This window comes from Klebsiella michiganensis (genome assembly GCF_015139575.1).
GTDB lineage: Bacteria > Pseudomonadota > Gammaproteobacteria > Enterobacterales > Enterobacteriaceae > Klebsiella > Klebsiella michiganensis.
In genome coordinates, this window is the sequence record NZ_AP022547.1 from 5640907 (window position 1) to 5657904 (window position 16998).

Annotated in this window: 17 protein-coding genes; 4 read left to right on the forward strand and 13 right to left on the reverse strand. The window is 56.7% G+C overall.

Going from position 1 to position 16998, the window contains the following annotated elements:
* Complete coding sequence (gene fadA / locus JLG71_RS26370; protein WP_004097616.1) at window positions 1–1164, forward strand: acetyl-CoA C-acyltransferase FadA; 1164 nt, start codon at window positions 1–3, stop codon at window positions 1162–1164.
* Between the two features lie 240 nt (window positions 1165–1404).
* On the forward strand, window positions 1405–1716 hold the full coding sequence (locus tag JLG71_RS26375; RefSeq protein WP_025108389.1) for a hypothetical protein: 312 nt from the start codon (window positions 1405–1407) through the stop codon (window positions 1714–1716).
* A gap of 44 nt (window positions 1717–1760) precedes the next feature.
* On the opposite strand, the gene fre is transcribed toward JLG71_RS26375, so the two are convergent.
* Entirely contained in the window at window positions 1761–2462 is a 702-nt protein-coding gene (gene fre / locus JLG71_RS26380) for an NAD(P)H-flavin reductase (protein WP_014227484.1), read from the reverse strand.
* A gap of 54 nt (window positions 2463–2516) precedes the next feature.
* Window positions 2517–3986 (reverse strand): 4-hydroxy-3-polyprenylbenzoate decarboxylase, encoded by a 1470-nt coding sequence (gene ubiD, locus JLG71_RS26385; RefSeq protein ID WP_014227483.1) that lies wholly within the window; start codon window positions 3984–3986, stop codon window positions 2517–2519.
* 177 nt (window positions 3987–4163) lie between these two features.
* Between ubiD and rfaH the strand changes: the two genes are divergently transcribed.
* Window positions 4164–4652, forward strand: coding sequence for a transcription/translation regulatory transformer protein RfaH (gene rfaH, locus JLG71_RS26390; RefSeq protein WP_004097595.1), 489 nt, complete (start codon window positions 4164–4166; stop codon window positions 4650–4652).
* Between the two features lie 6 nt (window positions 4653–4658).
* Here the strand turns inward: rfaH and tatD are convergent, their stop codons facing one another.
* The 9 genes from tatD to udp all read right to left on the reverse strand — a co-directional run bounded on the left by tatD (window position 4659) and on the right by udp (window position 12562).
* On the reverse strand, window positions 4659–5453 hold the full coding sequence (gene tatD, locus JLG71_RS26395) for a 3'-5' ssDNA/RNA exonuclease TatD (protein ID WP_162934418.1): 795 nt from the start codon (window positions 5451–5453) through the stop codon (window positions 4659–4661).
* A gap of 30 nt (window positions 5454–5483) precedes the next feature.
* Window positions 5484–6257: a Sec-independent protein translocase subunit TatC gene (tatC, locus tag JLG71_RS26400; protein WP_004097593.1), complete on the reverse strand. Its 774-nt coding sequence runs from the start codon at window positions 6255–6257 to the stop codon at window positions 5484–5486.
* Window positions 6258–6259: 2 nt separating this feature from the next.
* Window positions 6260–6799, reverse strand: coding sequence for a Sec-independent protein translocase protein TatB (tatB, locus tag JLG71_RS26405; RefSeq protein WP_014227481.1), 540 nt, complete (start codon window positions 6797–6799; stop codon window positions 6260–6262).
* A 3-nt stretch (window positions 6800–6802) separates the two neighbouring features.
* Window positions 6803–7054 (reverse strand): Sec-independent protein translocase subunit TatA, encoded by a 252-nt coding sequence (gene tatA / locus JLG71_RS26410; protein WP_004097589.1) that lies wholly within the window; start codon window positions 7052–7054, stop codon window positions 6803–6805.
* A gap of 77 nt (window positions 7055–7131) precedes the next feature.
* Window positions 7132–8772, reverse strand: a complete 1641-nt coding sequence (ubiB, locus tag JLG71_RS26415; RefSeq protein ID WP_025108392.1) for a ubiquinone biosynthesis regulatory protein kinase UbiB — start codon at window positions 8770–8772, stop codon at window positions 7132–7134.
* Entirely contained in the window at window positions 8769–9374 is a 606-nt protein-coding gene (ubiJ, locus tag JLG71_RS26420) for a ubiquinone biosynthesis protein UbiJ (protein ID WP_014227479.1), read from the reverse strand. The genes ubiB and ubiJ overlap by 4 nt, the downstream gene beginning before the upstream one ends.
* 13 nt (window positions 9375–9387) lie before the next feature.
* Window positions 9388–10143, reverse strand: a complete 756-nt coding sequence (ubiE, locus tag JLG71_RS26425; protein WP_004097585.1) for a bifunctional demethylmenaquinone methyltransferase/2-methoxy-6-polyprenyl-1,4-benzoquinol methylase UbiE — start codon at window positions 10141–10143, stop codon at window positions 9388–9390.
* 70 nt (window positions 10144–10213) lie between these two features.
* On the reverse strand, window positions 10214–11662 hold the full coding sequence (rmuC, locus tag JLG71_RS26430; protein ID WP_046878124.1) for a DNA recombination protein RmuC: 1449 nt from the start codon (window positions 11660–11662) through the stop codon (window positions 10214–10216).
* A 138-nt stretch (window positions 11663–11800) separates the two neighbouring features.
* Window positions 11801–12562 (reverse strand): uridine phosphorylase, encoded by a 762-nt coding sequence (udp, locus tag JLG71_RS26435; RefSeq protein ID WP_004097583.1) that lies wholly within the window; start codon window positions 12560–12562, stop codon window positions 11801–11803.
* Window positions 12563–12829: 267 nt separating this feature from the next.
* Here udp and JLG71_RS26440 point away from each other — a divergent pair, with 267 nt between their 5' ends.
* The gene (locus JLG71_RS26440) at window positions 12830–13642 is read left to right on the forward strand and encodes a dienelactone hydrolase family protein (protein ID WP_047722752.1); all 813 of its coding nucleotides are present in this window, start codon (window positions 12830–12832) and stop codon (window positions 13640–13642) included.
* Window positions 13643–13645: 3 nt separating this feature from the next.
* On the opposite strand, the gene JLG71_RS26445 is transcribed toward JLG71_RS26440, so the two are convergent.
* Both JLG71_RS26445 and metE read right to left on the reverse strand, forming a co-directional pair.
* Complete coding sequence (locus JLG71_RS26445) at window positions 13646–14335, reverse strand: transporter substrate-binding domain-containing protein (protein ID WP_025108394.1); 690 nt, start codon at window positions 14333–14335, stop codon at window positions 13646–13648.
* A 206-nt stretch (window positions 14336–14541) separates the two neighbouring features.
* Window positions 14542–16803, reverse strand: a complete 2262-nt coding sequence (gene metE / locus JLG71_RS26450; RefSeq protein WP_200913902.1) for a 5-methyltetrahydropteroyltriglutamate--homocysteine S-methyltransferase — start codon at window positions 16801–16803, stop codon at window positions 14542–14544.
* Between the last annotated feature and the right edge of the window lie 195 nt (window positions 16804–16998).

Consider the following 16998-nt stretch of genomic DNA (forward strand, 5'->3'; position numbering starts at 1 on the left):
ATGGAACAGGTTGTCATTGTCGATGCAGTTCGTACCCCAATGGGCCGTTCAAAGGGCGGCGCCTTTCGCCACGTGCGCGCAGAAGATCTCTCCGCGCACCTGATGCGTAGCCTGCTTTCACGCAACCCATCCCTTGAAGCCAGCACGATTGACGATATTTACTGGGGCTGCGTTCAGCAGACTCTGGAACAGGGCTTCAATATTGCCCGCAACGCGGCGCTGCTGGCGGAAATCCCGCATTCGGTACCCGCCACCACGGTCAATCGGCTGTGCGGTTCTTCCATGCAGGCGCTTCACGACGCGGCACGCATGATCATGACCGGCGACGCCAGCGTATGCCTGATTGGCGGCGTAGAGCATATGGGCCACGTCCCGATGAGCCACGGCGTAGATTTCCATCCGGGCCTGAGCCGTAACGTCGCCAAAGCCGCCGGAATGATGGGGCTGACGGCAGAAATGCTGGCGCGCCTGCACGGCATCAGCCGCGAGATGCAGGACCAGTTTGCGGCTCGCTCCCACGCCCGCGCCTGGGCTGCGACGCAATCCGGCGCATTCAAAGCGGAAATTGTCCCGACCGGCGGTCACGACGCCGACGGCGTGCTGAAGTCTTACAGCTACGACGAAGTGATTCGCCCGGAGACAACGGTTGAAGCGCTGGCCGCGCTTAGACCCGCTTTCGATCCGGTAACCGGTACCGTGACGGCGGGAACCTCATCCGCCCTCTCCGATGGCGCCGCAGCCATGCTGTTAATGAGCGAAAGCCGCGCCCGCGAACTGGGCCTGAAGCCCCGCGCTCGCGTGCGTTCGATGGCTGTCGTCGGCTGCGACCCGTCAATAATGGGCTATGGTCCGGTTCCCGCGTCAAAACTGGCGCTGAAAAAAGCCGGGCTCTCCACCAGCGATATCGATGTGTTCGAAATGAACGAAGCTTTTGCCGCGCAGATCCTGCCGTGCATTAAAGATCTGGGACTGATGGAACAGATCGACGAGAAGATCAACCTCAACGGCGGCGCGATCGCCCTGGGTCATCCGCTCGGCTGTTCCGGCGCGCGCATTAGCACCACATTGATCAATCAGATGGAGCGCAAAGACGCGCAGTTCGGCCTGGCGACGATGTGTATTGGTTTAGGTCAGGGTATCGCGACGGTATTCGAGCGGGTTTAATCAAAGAGTCATCTCAAAGCCATTGGTGCCAGAACAAGGCGGCAAGTGAATGAATCCCGATGAGCTTACATATAGTAAGTGATTCGGGTGAATGAATGCAGCCAACGCAGTTATGGTGACAATGGCGAAGAGAGAGGGTTTAGTTGCCGTTCTTCCCGCCTGTCAGGGGCGGGTTTTTTATTTCCGCTATTCGGTTATTATCACCGGATACGTCACGCTCATTAAGGATAATGAAGAGTCATGAAAATAATCCCCATCATTTTTTTGCTAACGACGTTCCCTGCCGCAGCGCTCGCCAGCGAACAGGATAACGCTCAGGCCTGCCTCTCATGGGGGATCGGTAAAATGGCGCAGGATCCGCAAAGCGAGCGGTTCAAGGATCTGACCGTCACCGATATCACTACCGAACGCTATGATGAGAAGATAGGCAGCCAGCATATCGCGACGCAGCTAGCCGCCACGCTGGAAAAAGAAGGGAACCCGGTAGGGAAAATGCTCTGTTTGCTGGAAAACGAGCGACCGCTGTACGTTTACTTCAGCGATGCCCGGTAACAACAGCATCCGGGCCAAAAGCCCGGATGCCGGCAGAGCGGCTATCAGATAAACGCAAAGGCATCGCCAAACAGGCGATCTTCGCGCGCGCCGCGCTCGTTGCAGAACAGGTCGCGGGCAATTTTCGCCATCTCGAAGCGGCCAGCGATATAGATATCATGCTCGCCCAGCGTACCGTAATCCTGCAGAACCGCCGTGAGTACGGTTCCGGTACGGCCACGCCACTCGGCGTCAGGCTGCTCAACAACGGGTTCGACGCGCAGGCCCGGATGCTGCAGGCTTAACGCTTCGAGCTCGGCCAGGTCATAGAGATGTTTCGCTTCGCGCCCGCCCCAGTAGATGGCGATATCGCGATTCGGATTGCGCGCCAGCGCGGTGAGCAGAATCGAACGCACGTAAGAGAAGCCCGTTCCCCCGGCGATTAAAATCAGAGGACGTTCTTCATCATCGCGCAGCCAGGCTTCGCCATGCGGCATATCGACCTCGATTTGACGCTCTTTCAGGATTCGATCCATCACCGCCATCGCATACAGGTTCAGTTCAGATGCACCGATATGCAGCTCGATAAACTCCTGTTCCGACGGCGTGGAGGCCATCGAGAATGGGCGCTTATCGCGTTCGTCCATCACGACCATCAGATACTGACCGGCACGGAAGGAAAACGCCGCTTCCGGCACTAATCGAACGCGATACACAGTATCGGTAATCGCCTCCACTGAGGTCACTTTACAGCTTAAGGTTGTCATGCGTCCCCTCTGTCGGGTCTATTGTGCAAAACAGCGGCGTAGCCCCGCTTACTGTTATTTGAAGATAGCCAGTTCATCCCAGATGGCGTCGACGCGCGCCGTCACCTCAGGATCTTTCTTGATCGGACGACCCCACTCGCGCTGGGTCTCTCCAGGCCATTTATTTGTGGCATCCAGCCCCATTTTTGAACCCAAACCGGAAACCGGTGAGGCAAAATCCAGATAATCAATTGGCGTATTTTCTACCAGTACCGTATCACGCGCCGGGTCCATACGGGTAGTAATCGCCCAAATCACATCATTCCAGTCGCGCGCGTTGACATCGTCATCGCAGACAATAACGAACTTGGTATACATGAACTGGCGGAGGAACGACCAGACGCCCATCATGACGCGTTTCGCGTGACCGGCGTACTGCTTCTTCATCGTGACGACCGCCAGGCGATAGGAACAGCCTTCAGGCGGCAAATAGAAATCCACGATTTCAGGAAACTGCTTTTGCAGAATGGGGACGAACACTTCGTTCAGCGCAACGCCCAGTACCGCCGGCTCATCCGGCGGACGCCCGGTATAGGTCGAGTGATAGATGGCATCTTCACGCTGAGTAATGTGGGTAACGGTAAAGACCGGGAAGTTATCCACTTCATTGTAGTAGCCAGTATGGTCGCCATAGGGGCCTTCCGGCGCCATTTCTCCGGCTTCAATATACCCTTCCAGCACGATCTCCGCGCTGGCGGGCACCTCAAGATCGTTAGAGATGCACTTCACGACTTCGGTTTTGGTGCCGCGCAGTAGCCCGGCAAAAGCGTATTCGGAAAGAGTATCCGGAACCGGAGTCACCGCCCCGAGAATGGTTGCCGGATCGGCGCCCAGCGCGACGGAGACCGGGAAACGCTCGCCAGGACGCGCCGCGCACCACTCCTGGAAGTCCAGCGCGCCGCCGCGATGCGATAGCCAGCGCATAATCAGCTTGTTCTTGCCAATCAGCTGCTGGCGATAAATGCCCAGATTCTGCCGCTCTTTATGCGGGCCGCGGGTCACCGTCAGACCCCAGGTGATCAGCGGCGCGGCATCTTCCGGCCAGCAGGTCATGATCGGGATACGAGTCAAATCAACTTCATCACCCTGAATGATTTTTTGCTGGCACGGCGCTCCGCGCAGACGCTTAGTCGGCATATTCAGCACCTGTTTGAACTGCGGCAGCTTATCAAACAGATCGCGGAAGCCTTTTGGGGGTTCCGGCTCTTTCAGGAATGCCAGAAGCTTACCCACTTCCCGCAGAGAACTGACATCCTCCTGCCCCATCCCCAGTGCGACTCGCCGCGGCGTGCCGAAAAGATTACACAGCACCGGCATGGCGTAGCCCTTGGGATTTTCGAATAGCAGCGCCGGACCGCCAGCTCGCAAAGTGCGGTCGGCAATTTCGGTGATTTCCAGGTGAGGATCGACCGGCAGGGAGATCCGTTTCAATTCCCCCTGCTGCTCCAGTAATGTCAGAAATTCGCGTAGATCGTGGTATTTCATGGAGTTGTTATTGACCTCTATACAGGCGGGTGATTATACGGCGTTCGCCGGAGCTATGCTGTATTTTTGTTAAATTAGCGTGAAAGAACGCTGAAATTTAGTTTTCACCCGCAATGATTTCGCGATCGTACCGGGCTTTTGTTATGCTTGCAGCTAGTAGCATTGGAAAGAGTCATTATGCAAGCCTGGTACTTACTTTATTGCAAACGTGGGCAGCTTGAACGAGCCCAGGAACACCTTGAACGGCAGGCCGTCAATTGCCTGATGCCAACGATCGAGCTGGAAAAAATCGTCCGCGGTAAACGCACGACGGTCAGCGAGCCCCTGTTCCCAAATTATCTGTTTATCGAGTTCGACCCGGAAGTGATTCATACCACTACCATCAGCGCCACGCGCGGTGTGAACAGTTTTGTGCGTTTCGGCGCGCTGCCCGCTATCGTGCCATCTGCCGTCATTCATCAGCTTTCCATCTACAAACCGGAAGGTATCACCGATCCTGAAACGCCGCACGAAGGCGACAGCGTGCTGATTACCGATGGCGCTTTTGAGGGTCTGCAGGCTATTTTTACCGAACCGGACGGCGAAGCCCGCTCGATGCTGCTGCTGAATCTGCTTAACAAGCAGGTGCTCCAGAGCGTTAAAAATACTGACTTTTATAAAATCTGACGGCGCTTAAAAACCCACGCCAAAAAGTCTTCTGACGTTAGCATCAGTCACGTCTTCCAGCCATTGCGCCTCCTCCCCACGCCATTGCGCGATGCGGGTCAGAATATGCGGCAGGTAGGCGGGCTCATTGCGGCGAGAAGCGGGTTTTGGCAGCATATCTCGCGGCAACAGGTACGGCGCATCGGTCTCAATCAGCAGGCGCTCTGCCGGAATATCGACCAGCAGCTCTCGCAGCTCCAGCCCCCGACGCTCATCGCATACCCAGCCGGTGATACCAATAAATAAACCGTGCTCCACGCATTCGCGCATCTCTTCGCGGCTACCGGTAAAACAATGCACAACGGCCCCCGGGAGCTTATCAAGCCAGGGCACCAGCAGGGCCAGGAAGCGCTCGTGTGCATCGCGGCAGTGCAGAAATACCGGCATCGACAGCTCCGCGGCCAGCGCCAGCTGAGCGCTAAACGCCGCTTCTTGCTCCTGAGGCGTCGAAAAATTGCGGTTGAAATCCAGCCCGCACTCACCCACAGCAACGACTTCCGGCTCGCGAGCCAGCGCATAGACCGCTGCCGCCGCCGAGTCCGTCCAGCTGCGACTGTCGTGGGGATGAACGCCGGCCGTTGACCAGCACCCGGAATAACGGCGCGCCAGCTGCTGAGCCTGCGCGCTTTCATGCAGGTTGGTTCCCGTCAATAGCATCCCGCTGACGCCCGCCGCCCGGGCCCGGGAAACCACCTCGTCGCGATCGCGGGAAAACTGCGAACTGGTCAGATTTACGCCGATATCAAACATCATCGCTCCCATACGGCAACCGCCCTGACGGGCGGTTGAGCGTTATTCTTCTTTGCCCTGCGCCTCTTCGGCAGCGGCATCCTCATCACGCGTCAGACGTTTACCGGTGTAGAACCGCGCGAAAAAGACCCCGACCTCAAACAGACAGTACATCGGAATCGCCAGAAGGGTTTGCGAGAACACGTCCGGCGGGGTCAGCAGCATCCCGACAACGAATGCGCCAACCAGTACGTAGGGGCGTTTCTTACGCAGGTCGTCCGGCGTGGTGACGCCCATCCAGCACAGCAGGACGATGGCCACCGGAACCTCGAATGAGACGCCAAAAGCGATAAACAGCGCCATCACAAAGTCGAGGTAGCTGCGAATATCGGTAGAGACCTGTACGCCTTCCGGCGCCGCGTGGGTCAGAAAACCAAACGCCAGCGGGAAAACGACGAAGTAGGCAAAGGCCATGCCGATATAGAACAGCAGCGTACTGGAGACCAGCAGCGGCATAACCAGCCGACGTTCATGCTTATACAGCGCTGGCGCCACAAAGGCCCAGACCTGATACAAAATGACCGGGACCGACAAAATTATCGATACCATAAAGGTCAGCTTGATCGGCGTGAAGAAAGGCGAGGCCACATCCGTGGCGATCATGGTCGCACCGACCGGCATCTGCCGAATCAGCGGCGCAGAAACCAGCTGATAGATATCGTTGGCGAAATAGACTAACGCCAGGAAAATCACCAGAATCGCAAGAATGCTGTTGATCAAGCGCTTGCGCAGCTCAATCAGATGCGTAATTAGCGGTTGAGTATCGTCTACGCCCATTTTTACTGTTTATCACTCGGTACAGGGGAGGAGGAATCGGAAGCCGACACGGCAGCTTTCACTTTCGCTGCCGGGATTTCACTCTGCGAAGCGGGGAGTTCTTCAGACACGGAGTCAGGCGCATGCTCTGGCGCACTGGCCTGATGTTCAGCCGTCGCTGGCGTCACGTCCTTGCGCTGCTCTTCACTCCCTTTTACGACCGGGTTGTGAATGGTATTGGCTTCGTCGCTGGCTTTTTCAGGATCGTGGGCGGAGTAGGATCGCTTCATAGATTCAGCCGCTTCACGCAGTTCATCCATTGAAGCTTTTAGCTCGGGCGTCAGGTTGTCCAGGCTGGCCTTTTCCACCTTTTTAAGGCTTTCCTGAAACTCCTGCAGTTTTAATTCCTGGGTAATTTCATTTTGTACGGTAGCCGCAAGCGACCGCAGCGTGCGGATCCAGCTCACCACCGTCTTTACCGCTACCGGTAGTCGCTGTGGCCCCAGAACGATGAGGCCAATCACGAATACCAGCAGCAGCTCACTAAAACCGATATCGAACACGAATTACACCTGCTCTTTGTCGTGGCGTTTAGTCTCGTCTTTCTTTGCATCATCCGGCTTATCAGCAAGGGTCTTCGCCGCGAAATCTGCATCCGGCGCGGATTTTTCCGGTTTCTCTTCGTCGCTCATGGCCTTTTTAAAGCCTTTGATCGACGCCCCTAAATCTGAACCGAGCGAGCTCAGCTTTTTTGTCCCAAAAAGCAGAACCACGATGACGACAACAATGAGTAACTGCCAAATACTGATACCACCCATACACATTCCCCTATGACAGATGATGAATTATTAGGACGCATTATACACATTATGCGCAGTGATAAAGGCGGCCGCCGTCAGTTCGTCTTTCGCCAGCCGATAAGCCAGGTTACGACCCCAGCGGCCATCAGCCAGCCTGGCATCATGCCCCACTCGGGACGATGAATGAATAGCAGCGTACCACTCAGTAATAAAACCGCGCCTATACCGAACAGATAGCGGGACTGACCCTGGCGCACGTGCCGCACCTGGATGTCGCGCACGATGGTATCGACGCTATTCTGCAGCTGCTTGCTTTGCTGCAGGCTCTGGTACACCAGCTCAGGTATTTCCGGCATTCTTTCGATCCAGAACGGCGCTTTTTCTTTAAACGCCCGCACCAGAGCCGGAATGCCCACCTGATCTTTGATCCACGACTCAAGGAACGGTTTCGCCGTTTTCCACAAGTCTAACTGAGGATAGAGCTGGCGACCTACACCTTCTACGTAAAGTAATGTCTTCTGCAGCAGAACCAGCTGCGGCTGCACTTCCATATTGAAACGTCGCGCCGTATTAAACAGGTTCAACAACACGTGGCCAAACGAGATTTCCGCCAGCGGTTTTTCAAAGATAGGCTCGCAGACGGTACGAATAGCAAACTCGAACTCTTCGACGTTGGTATCCGCGGGAACCCAGCCGGAATCAACGTGCAGCTCCGCAACTTTGCGATAATCGCGGTTGAAGAAGGCAATGAAGTTCTCCGCCAGATAGCGCTTATCTTCTTTGTTCAGCGAACCGACAATACCGCAGTCAATACCAATGTACTGCGGATCTTCCGGATGATGACGGCTGACAAAAATATTGCCCGGATGCATGTCGGCATGGAAGAAGCTGTCGCGGAAAACCTGCGTAAAGAAGACCTGCACGCCACGCTCGGCCAGCAGCTTCATGTTAGTCCCCTGCGCTTCCAGCGCGGCGACATCGGACACCGGGATCCCGTAAATCCGCTCCATCACCATCATGCCTTCGCTACAGTAGTCCGAATAAACTTCCGGGACATAAAGCATTGGGCTCTCGTCGAAGTTACGGCGAAGCTGGATAGCGTTAGCCGATTCACGCAGCAGGTTGAGCTCATCCAGCAGCGTTTTTTCATATTCGCGAACCACTTCCTGCGGGCGAAGACGACGGCCGTCCGGTAACAGACGCGGCACCCAGCGGGCAAGACGGTAGATGAGCTTCATATCCGCTTTGATAACCGGCACGATATCCGGGCGGATCACCTTAATGACCACCTCTTTGCCGTTCTCTTTCAGACGCGCGGTATGCACCTGGGCAATAGAAGCGGAAGCGAGAGGTTCAACAGAGAAGTCATCAAACCAGGCTTCTACCGGCAGGCCGCCCATGGCTTGCTCAATCTGCTTTTTGGCCTGCAGACCGTCAAAGGGCGCGACGCGATCCTGCAGCATGGCCAGCTGATCGGCAATGTGCGGCGGAAACAGGTCGCGGCGGGTCGAGAGCATCTGGCCAAACTTGATCCACACCGGCCCCAGCTCCTGTAATGCGAGGCGCAGTCGCTCGCCAAGAGGACGATCTTTATGGCGGTTGGGCATCCAGAACAGCATCCGCCGCCAGATTCGCAGCGGCAGCGTGATACGCATTTTGGGAATGAGCTCATCAAGCCCGTAGCTCAAAAAGGTGTGGACGATAAAATACAGGCGCCGTAATTCTCCTGGCGTCATTTGCCCTCCAGCGTGTCCAGCCGTTTTTCCAGCGCGGCCAGGGTTCGTTCTACCGCAGCGGTTTCCTCTGCAAACCAGGCCAGCTCAAGCGGCCCCGGCGCCAGGCGCCACTCTTCGGTAATCGCTTCCGCGACATAGCGCTGCTGGCGTTGAGCGCCATGCAGAAGAAAGCGAGCGCCGCCGCGGAATACTTTACTAAAGCCTTCCGCAACCACATCACCGGTATACGGGGCGAGCAGTTCAGCCGGATCGAACTCTGCCAGATCGCACAGCGTGACGGTATTTTGCACCACCTGCAGGTCGCCCTGCACTTCAAGATCGCCGCTGCGAATCAGCGCGGTAAGCTGCTGGCGATTGCGCAATTGCGGAAGCACGCTAAGGCGGGTACGTACGGTGCAATCAGCCTCACCTTCCCACGCGCCCAGCACGTCCAGCTGACGTTCGCTAAAAACCAGCACCACAGGATCGGAAAGCTCTTGCAGCTCGATGCGCAGCACTTTCCCCAGCAGGCGCTGGCGCGCGGGTTTCAGCGCCCGATCGCGCCAGAGGAAGGTGTTAAGGACCGTCTCAAGACCGGCGGTAACCAGTGGTTTGAAAGGCATAGCGTCCCTCCTGTCAGAACTTATATCCGCGGTGTAGCGCAACGATACCTGCCGTCAGGTTGTAGTAGTCGACGCTTTCAAACCCTGCGTCCTGCATCATGCCTTTCAGCGTGTCCTGATCGGGATGCATTCGAATAGATTCAGCAAGATAACGATAGCTTTCGGCATCTTTAGCAACCAGCTCACCCACGCGCGGCAGGATATGGAAGGAATAGGCGTCGTAGGCTTTACTGAGCGGCTCAATAATCGGTTTTGAGAATTCCAGCACCAGCAGGCGGCCGCCCGGCTTTAATACGCGATACATTGAGCGCAGCGCTTTTTCTTTGTCGGTCACGTTACGCAGACCGAAAGAAATCGTAATGCAATCAAAGGTGTTGTCTGCAAAAGGCAGCGCTTCAGCGTTTGCCTGGACGTATTCCACGTTGCCGACAATACCAATGTTACGCAGCTTTTCGCGGCCCATTTTCAGCATAGAGTCGTTGATGTCCGCCAGCATCACGCGGCCGGTTTCACCCACCAGGCGAGAGAATTTCGCCGTCAGATCGCCGGTACCACCAGCCAGATCCAATACGGTTTGCCCGCGGCGGACGCCGCTGCAGTCGATGGTGAAACGCTTCCACAAACGATGAATACCGAACGACATCAGGTCGTTCATTACGTCATATTTTGCGGCCACAGAATGAAATACATGCGCCACCATGTCAGCTTTCTGCTCTTTGGCGACAGTCTGAAAGCCAAAATGCGTCGTTTCTTGTGAATCCTCAACCATCTCAATGCCTGCTTGCTTATCAAGAAAATGTTCGTTGAGTGTAACAGGTTTAGCGCACTTCCCATACGCTTCAACGTGGCCGGGAGCCGCCCCCAAACATGGCAGTAGCCGTAGGATCGGATGAAATATCGTTATCTTCCGGCGGGTTACCCCCCTGCGCAAGGCGGTATTCTTCATCCTGGGCCGTCGCCTGTTCAACTAACTCAGGATTAATCTCACGCTTAACCTCCACGCCCAGCTCACGGAATGATTCCGCCTGTACCAGCAGGTTACCTCGTCCGGAGGCGAGCTTTTTCATCGCCTGGCGGTAGTTATCCTGAGCTTTATCCAGGCCCTGTCCGATGGCGGACATATCATCGACAAACAGGCGCATCTTGTCATACAGCCGCCCCGCTCTTTCGGCAATTTTCTGCGCGTTACGGCTCTGATGCTCATAGCGCCAGAGATTGGCGATAGTCCGCAGCGCCACCAGCAGCGTGGTTGGGCTCACCAGCATGATGTTGTTCTTCAGCGCTTCGCTAATGAGTTCTGGCTGACGATCGATAGCCAGCAGGAAGGCGGGCTCCACCGGGATAAACATCAGAACGTAGTCGAGCGAACGCAGCCCCGGCAGCTGCTGGTAGTCTTTACGCCCCAGCAGGCGCATATGGTTGCGTACCGAAGCGATATGCTCCTGCAGCGCCGCTTCACGGGTGTAATCATCTTCGGCGTTGAAATAGCGCTCATAGGCCACCAGGGTCATCTTGGCATCGATCACCACGTCTTTCCCCTGCGGTAAACGGACAATCACATCGGGCTGCATCCGCGCGCGGTTGTCCGTTTCGATGCTGACCTGGGTCTGATATTCATATCCTTCCCGCAGTCCGGACGCTTCCAGCACGCGGGTCAACACCACCTCGCCCCAGTTGCCCTGGGTTTTGTTATCGCCTTTGAGCGCGCGCGTCAGGTTTAGCGCCTCCTGGGCCATTTGCGCATTCAGCTGCTGAAGATTGCGGATTTCATGGGCCAGAGTATGGCGCTCCCGCGCTTCCTGACCAAAGCTATCCTGCACCTGCCGACGAAAGCCATCCAGCTGTTCGCGAAGCGGCGTCAGCAGGCCGTGCAGGCTCTGGCGATTCTGCTCATCCACCCGCCGGTTGCTGTGCTCAAAAATGCGATTTGCCAGATTCTCAAACTGTTCGCTAAGACGCTGCTCGCTGTTCACCATCTGTCGAATTTTGTCTTCCGCATGCAGCTGAGTGGATTCAAGTCGGGTGGTCACTTCGCGAAGATCGGCTTCCAGCGAGGCGTTGATATCGCGCAGGCTGCGCAGTTCGTTATTGAGCAGTTCACACTCTTCTCGCCAGTGTGACTCCTGCACCAGACGTTGGCGGGCCGCGCTCAGCTCAATATCCAGCTCGCGCCGCTCATCGATAAGATCGGCGCGAATTTGATCGGCGTGCGCTTTGGTCGCCAGCCAGCCGACAATCAGCCCGACGGCCAGCGCCACAACGGCACTAATAATAATTGAGATATCCACAACGCCCCCTGCGGCAACGACTTACGGCACAAAATAGAATTGTGCTGTACAAACGTCCAGTTTGAAAGGGTTTTCCTGCGAGGCGCTACGCAAAAAAGAAGGGCCGGAGAGTCCGACCCCTGGCAGAAGAAAGGGTAACTACAGCAGGCGGCGCGCCGCTTCCACGACAATTTTCACCGCGTGGCTTTCGGTTTGCTTCATGGTTTCCGCGTTCGGAATTTCCTGCTGGGTACGGTTGACGATAACTCCGGCAACCATCCCGGCGCGCAGGCCCTGGCTGGCGCACATCGTCAGCAGCGTGGCGGATTCCATTTCATAGTTCATCACGCCCATCGCCTGCCACTCTTCCATCGAGCCTTTAAAACGGCTAACAACGCGGCCGGAGAAGGTATCGTAACGTTCCTGGCCCGGATAGAAGGTGTCGGAAGAGGCGGTGACACCGATATGGGTGGTCGCGCCGATAGACTTCGCCGCTTCAACCAGCGCGGTAGTACATTCAAAGTCAGCCACCGCCGGGAACTCCATTGGCGCAAAGTGCAGGCTTGCGCCGTCCAGACGGACGGATGCGGTCGTCACCAGAACGTCGCCGACATTAATATGCGGCTGAATGGCGCCGGTGGTGCCGATGCGCAGGAAGGTACGGATGCCCAGCTGGGCCAGCTCTTCCACGGCGATAGAGGTCGATGGGCCGCCGATACCGGTAGAGCAGACAATCACTGCTTTACCATCCAGCTCAGCGCGCCAGGTGGTGAATTCACGGTGAGATGCCAGCTTAACCGGCTTATCCATCAGCGCGGCGATCTTTTCCACACGCTCCGGATCGCCAGGGACGATAGCCAGCGTAGCCCCTTGTAAATCGTTTTTGGTGAGGCCGAGATGAAAAACATCAGACTTGGACATAAAAAACTCCTCTGTGGGTCGAATTATCAGCAGAAGCAAAACGGTACTTTACAGAAGCTGTCGGCTCAATTTTGTGACAACAATCACCATGAATGAAATTCATTGCAATAACTTTCCATAAAAGAGTGATATATATCACATTAACAAGCTAAATCGCAGAAGCCTGAACAAAAGATAGCCTGTTTCGGGCACTGTGTTTGGTTAACGTCCTGTCCAGAGCAGCTATAGTTATTGATGCGCTAATAAATTGAGGGTACGGAGAATACCATGACGACAATTAAGCAAACCGGCTTTGCACCTGCAGCCACGCCGCACGCCTCAACTGCCGTTCACACATCAGATGAGAACATCGTCTCCGGGGAGACATCCATCCCTTCACAGGGAGATAACATGCCGGCGTTCCATGCTCGCCCGCGCAGCGTCGACGGTCCGCTGCCGGTCGTTATCGTGGTCCAGGAAATTTTCGGCGTGCATGAACATATCCGCGATATCTGCCGCCGTCTGGCAAAGGAGGGGTATCTGGCTATCGCACCGGAGCTCTACTTCCGCCAGGGCGATCCTAATGATTACAGCGACATCCCTTCTCTGTTCCAGGGACTGGTCAAAAAGGTGCCGGATTCTCAGGTGCTGGCCGACCTCGATCACGTGGCCAGTTGGGCCTACCGCCACGGCGGCGATGCCCATCGCTTGCTGATTACCGGCTTCTGCTGGGGCGGGCGTATTACCTGGCTGTACGCTGCGCATAATCCGCAGTTAAAAGCCGCCGTCGCCTGGTACGGCAAGCTGGTCGGCGAGAAAACGCTGAATTCGCCGAAGCATCCGGTCGATATTGCCGTCGATCTTAACGCGCCGGTGTTAGGGCTTTATGGCGCGAAAGATGACAGCATCCCGCAGGACACGGTGGAAACGATGCGTCAGGCGCTGCGGGCGGCCAACGCCACGGCGGAAATCGTGGTTTACCCGCACGCCGACCACGCTTTTAATGCCGACTATCGCGCCAGCTATCATGAAGAGTCGGCAAAAGACGGCTGGCAACGGATGCTGGCCTGGTTTGCGCAGTATGGCGGTAAGCGCGGTTAACGATCAGCTATTGCCGATATGGCGGCTCACCATCCCGGCAATAGTACCGTCCGCTATCCAGGAAGAGAGGCGGCGGCAAATAAATTCATAGTGCTGCGTCGCATTGCGCGGTACGCATATCGCCTGGTGTATCTGGCTAAAGCTGTCGGGCAGAACGCGAAACTGCGGATTCTCCTGCGCGGCTTTCTCCAGAGGCTGGCGAATACCGGCCACCCAATCGCCTTCGCCGTTGATAAATGCCTGAATAGCCTCCTGTGAGGTGGCGTACTGGCGCATCGTCGCATGCTGCAGCGTGCGAATCAGATACAGCTCGTAGGCCGCGCCTTTGCCCACGTTAATTACCACGCCTGCGCGGTCCATCTCCTGAACCGATTGAATCTGGCTCTCTTTTTTCACCATCAGCGAGCTTTCGATAGTGACGTAGGATGGCGTAAAGCGAAGCTTATCTTCCCGCGCCGGGTCGATAGCCAGAAAGGCGATATCCCATTGATCCTGCAGCGCCGCGTCCACTACCTGCCCGGCCGTCGGCCAGGTCACAAACCGCGCTTCGCGCTGGCTCTCTGCCGCCAGTTTCTTTGCCAGCTCGACGGTTATCCCCCCCGGAGACCCATCCGGCAGCAGTGTCGTAAGCACCGGATTACCCAGATTAATGGCAAAACGCAAATACCCTTTTTGATCGTGGTGTTCAATCATCTTTCACCTCAGGAGAGTTATCACAGCGTCGGTTCAGGGAACGCTTAACTGTAGTCAAAGACATCCGTCCTGAGCAACCGCCGGGAGCGGGTGGACGTTGTCCAGACGCTGCCACCTCATGCCGAACAGCTCTTCACATTCGGTTTTGCCAGCGAAGAGAAGAAACCAAAAAAGGAGGCCGGGGCCTCCCACAAGTGTGATTTATATTACGCCTGGCGCAGGTTTTGCGCGGCCTTGACCATGTTGGCCAGCGCGGCGCGCGTTTCCGTCCAGCCGCGGGTTTTCAGGCCGCAGTCCGGGTTCACCCACAGGCGCTCTGCCGGGATACGCTGCGCGGCTTTCTCCAGCAGCGCTTCAATCCACTCCACGCTCGGCACGTTCGGGGAGTGAATGTCGTACACGCCCGGCCCGATTTCATTCGGGTAGTCGAACGCTTCGAACGACTCCAGCAGCTCCATATCAGAACGCGAGGTTTCGATGGTAATCACGTCCGCATCCAGCGCGGCGATGGAATCCATGATGTCGTTGAACTCGCAATAGCACATATGGGTGTGGATCTGCGTGTCGTCTTTCGCCACCGCGGCATTGATACGGAAAGCTTCCACCCCCCATGCCAGATACGCATCCCAGTCGCTACGCTTCAGCGGCAGGCCTTCCCGCAGGGCCGGTTCGTCGATCTGGATGATACCGATACCGGCGGCTTCCAGATCCGCCACTTCATCGCGCAGCGCGAGGGCTATCTGTTTCGCAATCGTTTCACGGCTGACGTCCTCACGCGGGAAGGACCAGCAAAGAATGGTCACCGGGCCGGTCAGCATGCCTTTTACCGGTTTGTCGGTCAGGGACTGAGCGTATTTTGCCCACTCGACGGTGATCGCCTCCGGGCGGCTGATATCGCCGATGACCACCGGCGGTTTGACGCAGCGGGAGCCGTAGCTCTGTACCCAGCCGTTCTGCGTGAAAATAAAGCCGTCCAGGTGTTCGCCGAAGTATTCCACCATATCGTTACGCTCGGCTTCACCGTGTACCAGCACGTCCAGCCCCAGTCGCTCCTGCTCAACGATCGCCTGCTTAATGTGTTCGGCGATGCCGGTGCGGTAGCGGTTAGCATCGAGATTGCCCTTTTTGAAGTCCAGGCGCAGGCCGCGGATCTCGGTGGTCTGGGGGAAGGAGCCGATGGTGGTGGTTGGCCAGGCCGGCAGCTTAAAGCGGGCGCGCTGCGCTTCGGCGCGAACTTCGTAGACGCTTTGGCGCTGGCTGTCCTGAGCGGTAATGGCCGCCAGACGCTTCTCTACCGCAGCGTTGTGCACGCGGGTTGACTGGCGACGTGCCTGGATCGGCGCGCTCCAGTCAGCAATCGCCGCGGTGTCGCCGCTGTTCAGCGCATCGCGCAGCAGCGCCAGCTCCCGGCATTTTTGCAGGGCGAAGGCAAACCAGCTCTTCACTTCGGCATCGAGCCGCGTTTCCACGTTCAGATCGATCGGGCTGTGCAGCAGGGAGCAGGAAGAGGCTACCCACAGTTCACGTTTGCCGACGATATCTTTAACCTGCGCGTATTTCTCGCTCAGATCGGCGCGCCAGACGTTGCGGCCGTTGATCAGCCCCGCGGAGAGCAGCCAGTCGGCAGGCAGGCGCTTATGCAGTTCGGCGACATCGTCCTGGCCGTGGACCAGATCCACATGCAGGCCCTGTACCGGCAGTGCGGTAATGGTGTCGAGGTTATCGGTAATGCCTTCAAAGTAGGTAGTCAGCAGCAGCTTAAGCTGACCGCTAAGGGCCGCGTAAGCCGGTTTGAAGGCATCCAGCCACGCCTGCGGCAGCTCGAGCACCAGCGCCGGTTCATCAATCTGCACCCACTCAACGCCGCGTTTTGCCAGTTCAGTCAGCACCTGCTGGTAAACAGGCAGAATATCGTGCAGCAGGTTCAGGCGGTCGAACGGCTCGCCTTTCACCTTACCGAGCCACAGATAGGTGACTGGCCCAAGCAGGACGGGCTTCACTTTGTGGCCCAGCGCCAGCGCTTCGTCCACCTCATCCAACAGCTGGTTCCAGCTCAGTTTGAACTGCTGGCCCTTCACAAATTCCGGCACTATGTAGTGGTAGTTAGTGTTAAACCATTTGGTCATTTCCGCCGCCGCGGCCGGTTCGCCGGTCGGCGCGCGGCCGCGGCCTATGCGAAAAAGGGTATCGATATCAACGGAGCCGTCTTTGTTCTGATGACGAGCCGGCACGTTGCCAAGCCACAGGCTGGTGGTCAGAACATGGTCGTACCAGGCGAAATCGCCCACCGGTAGCAGGTCAATGCCCGCCTGCTTCTGCTGTTCCCAGTGGCGAGCGCGCAGTTCGCGGCCAACGGCCAGCAGTTCTTCGCGGCTGGTATTGCCCGCCCAGTAGCTTTCTTGCGCTTTCTTCAGCTCGCGGCGCAGGCCAATGCGAGGGAAACCGAGGGTGTGGTTAATAATTGTCATTTTTTGAGCCTCATAATTGCAATCCGAAAGATTTCGGATTTAGGGAAGGCGGCAAACTTGCTCATCCCCAGGAGCTTACTGAAGTAAGTGACTGGGGTGAGGAAGTGCAGCCAACGCTGCCATAAATTCGAAAGATAAAGGATTTAGACGTCCAGATGTTTACACATCCATAATTGGCAGTTACTGTATATTCCT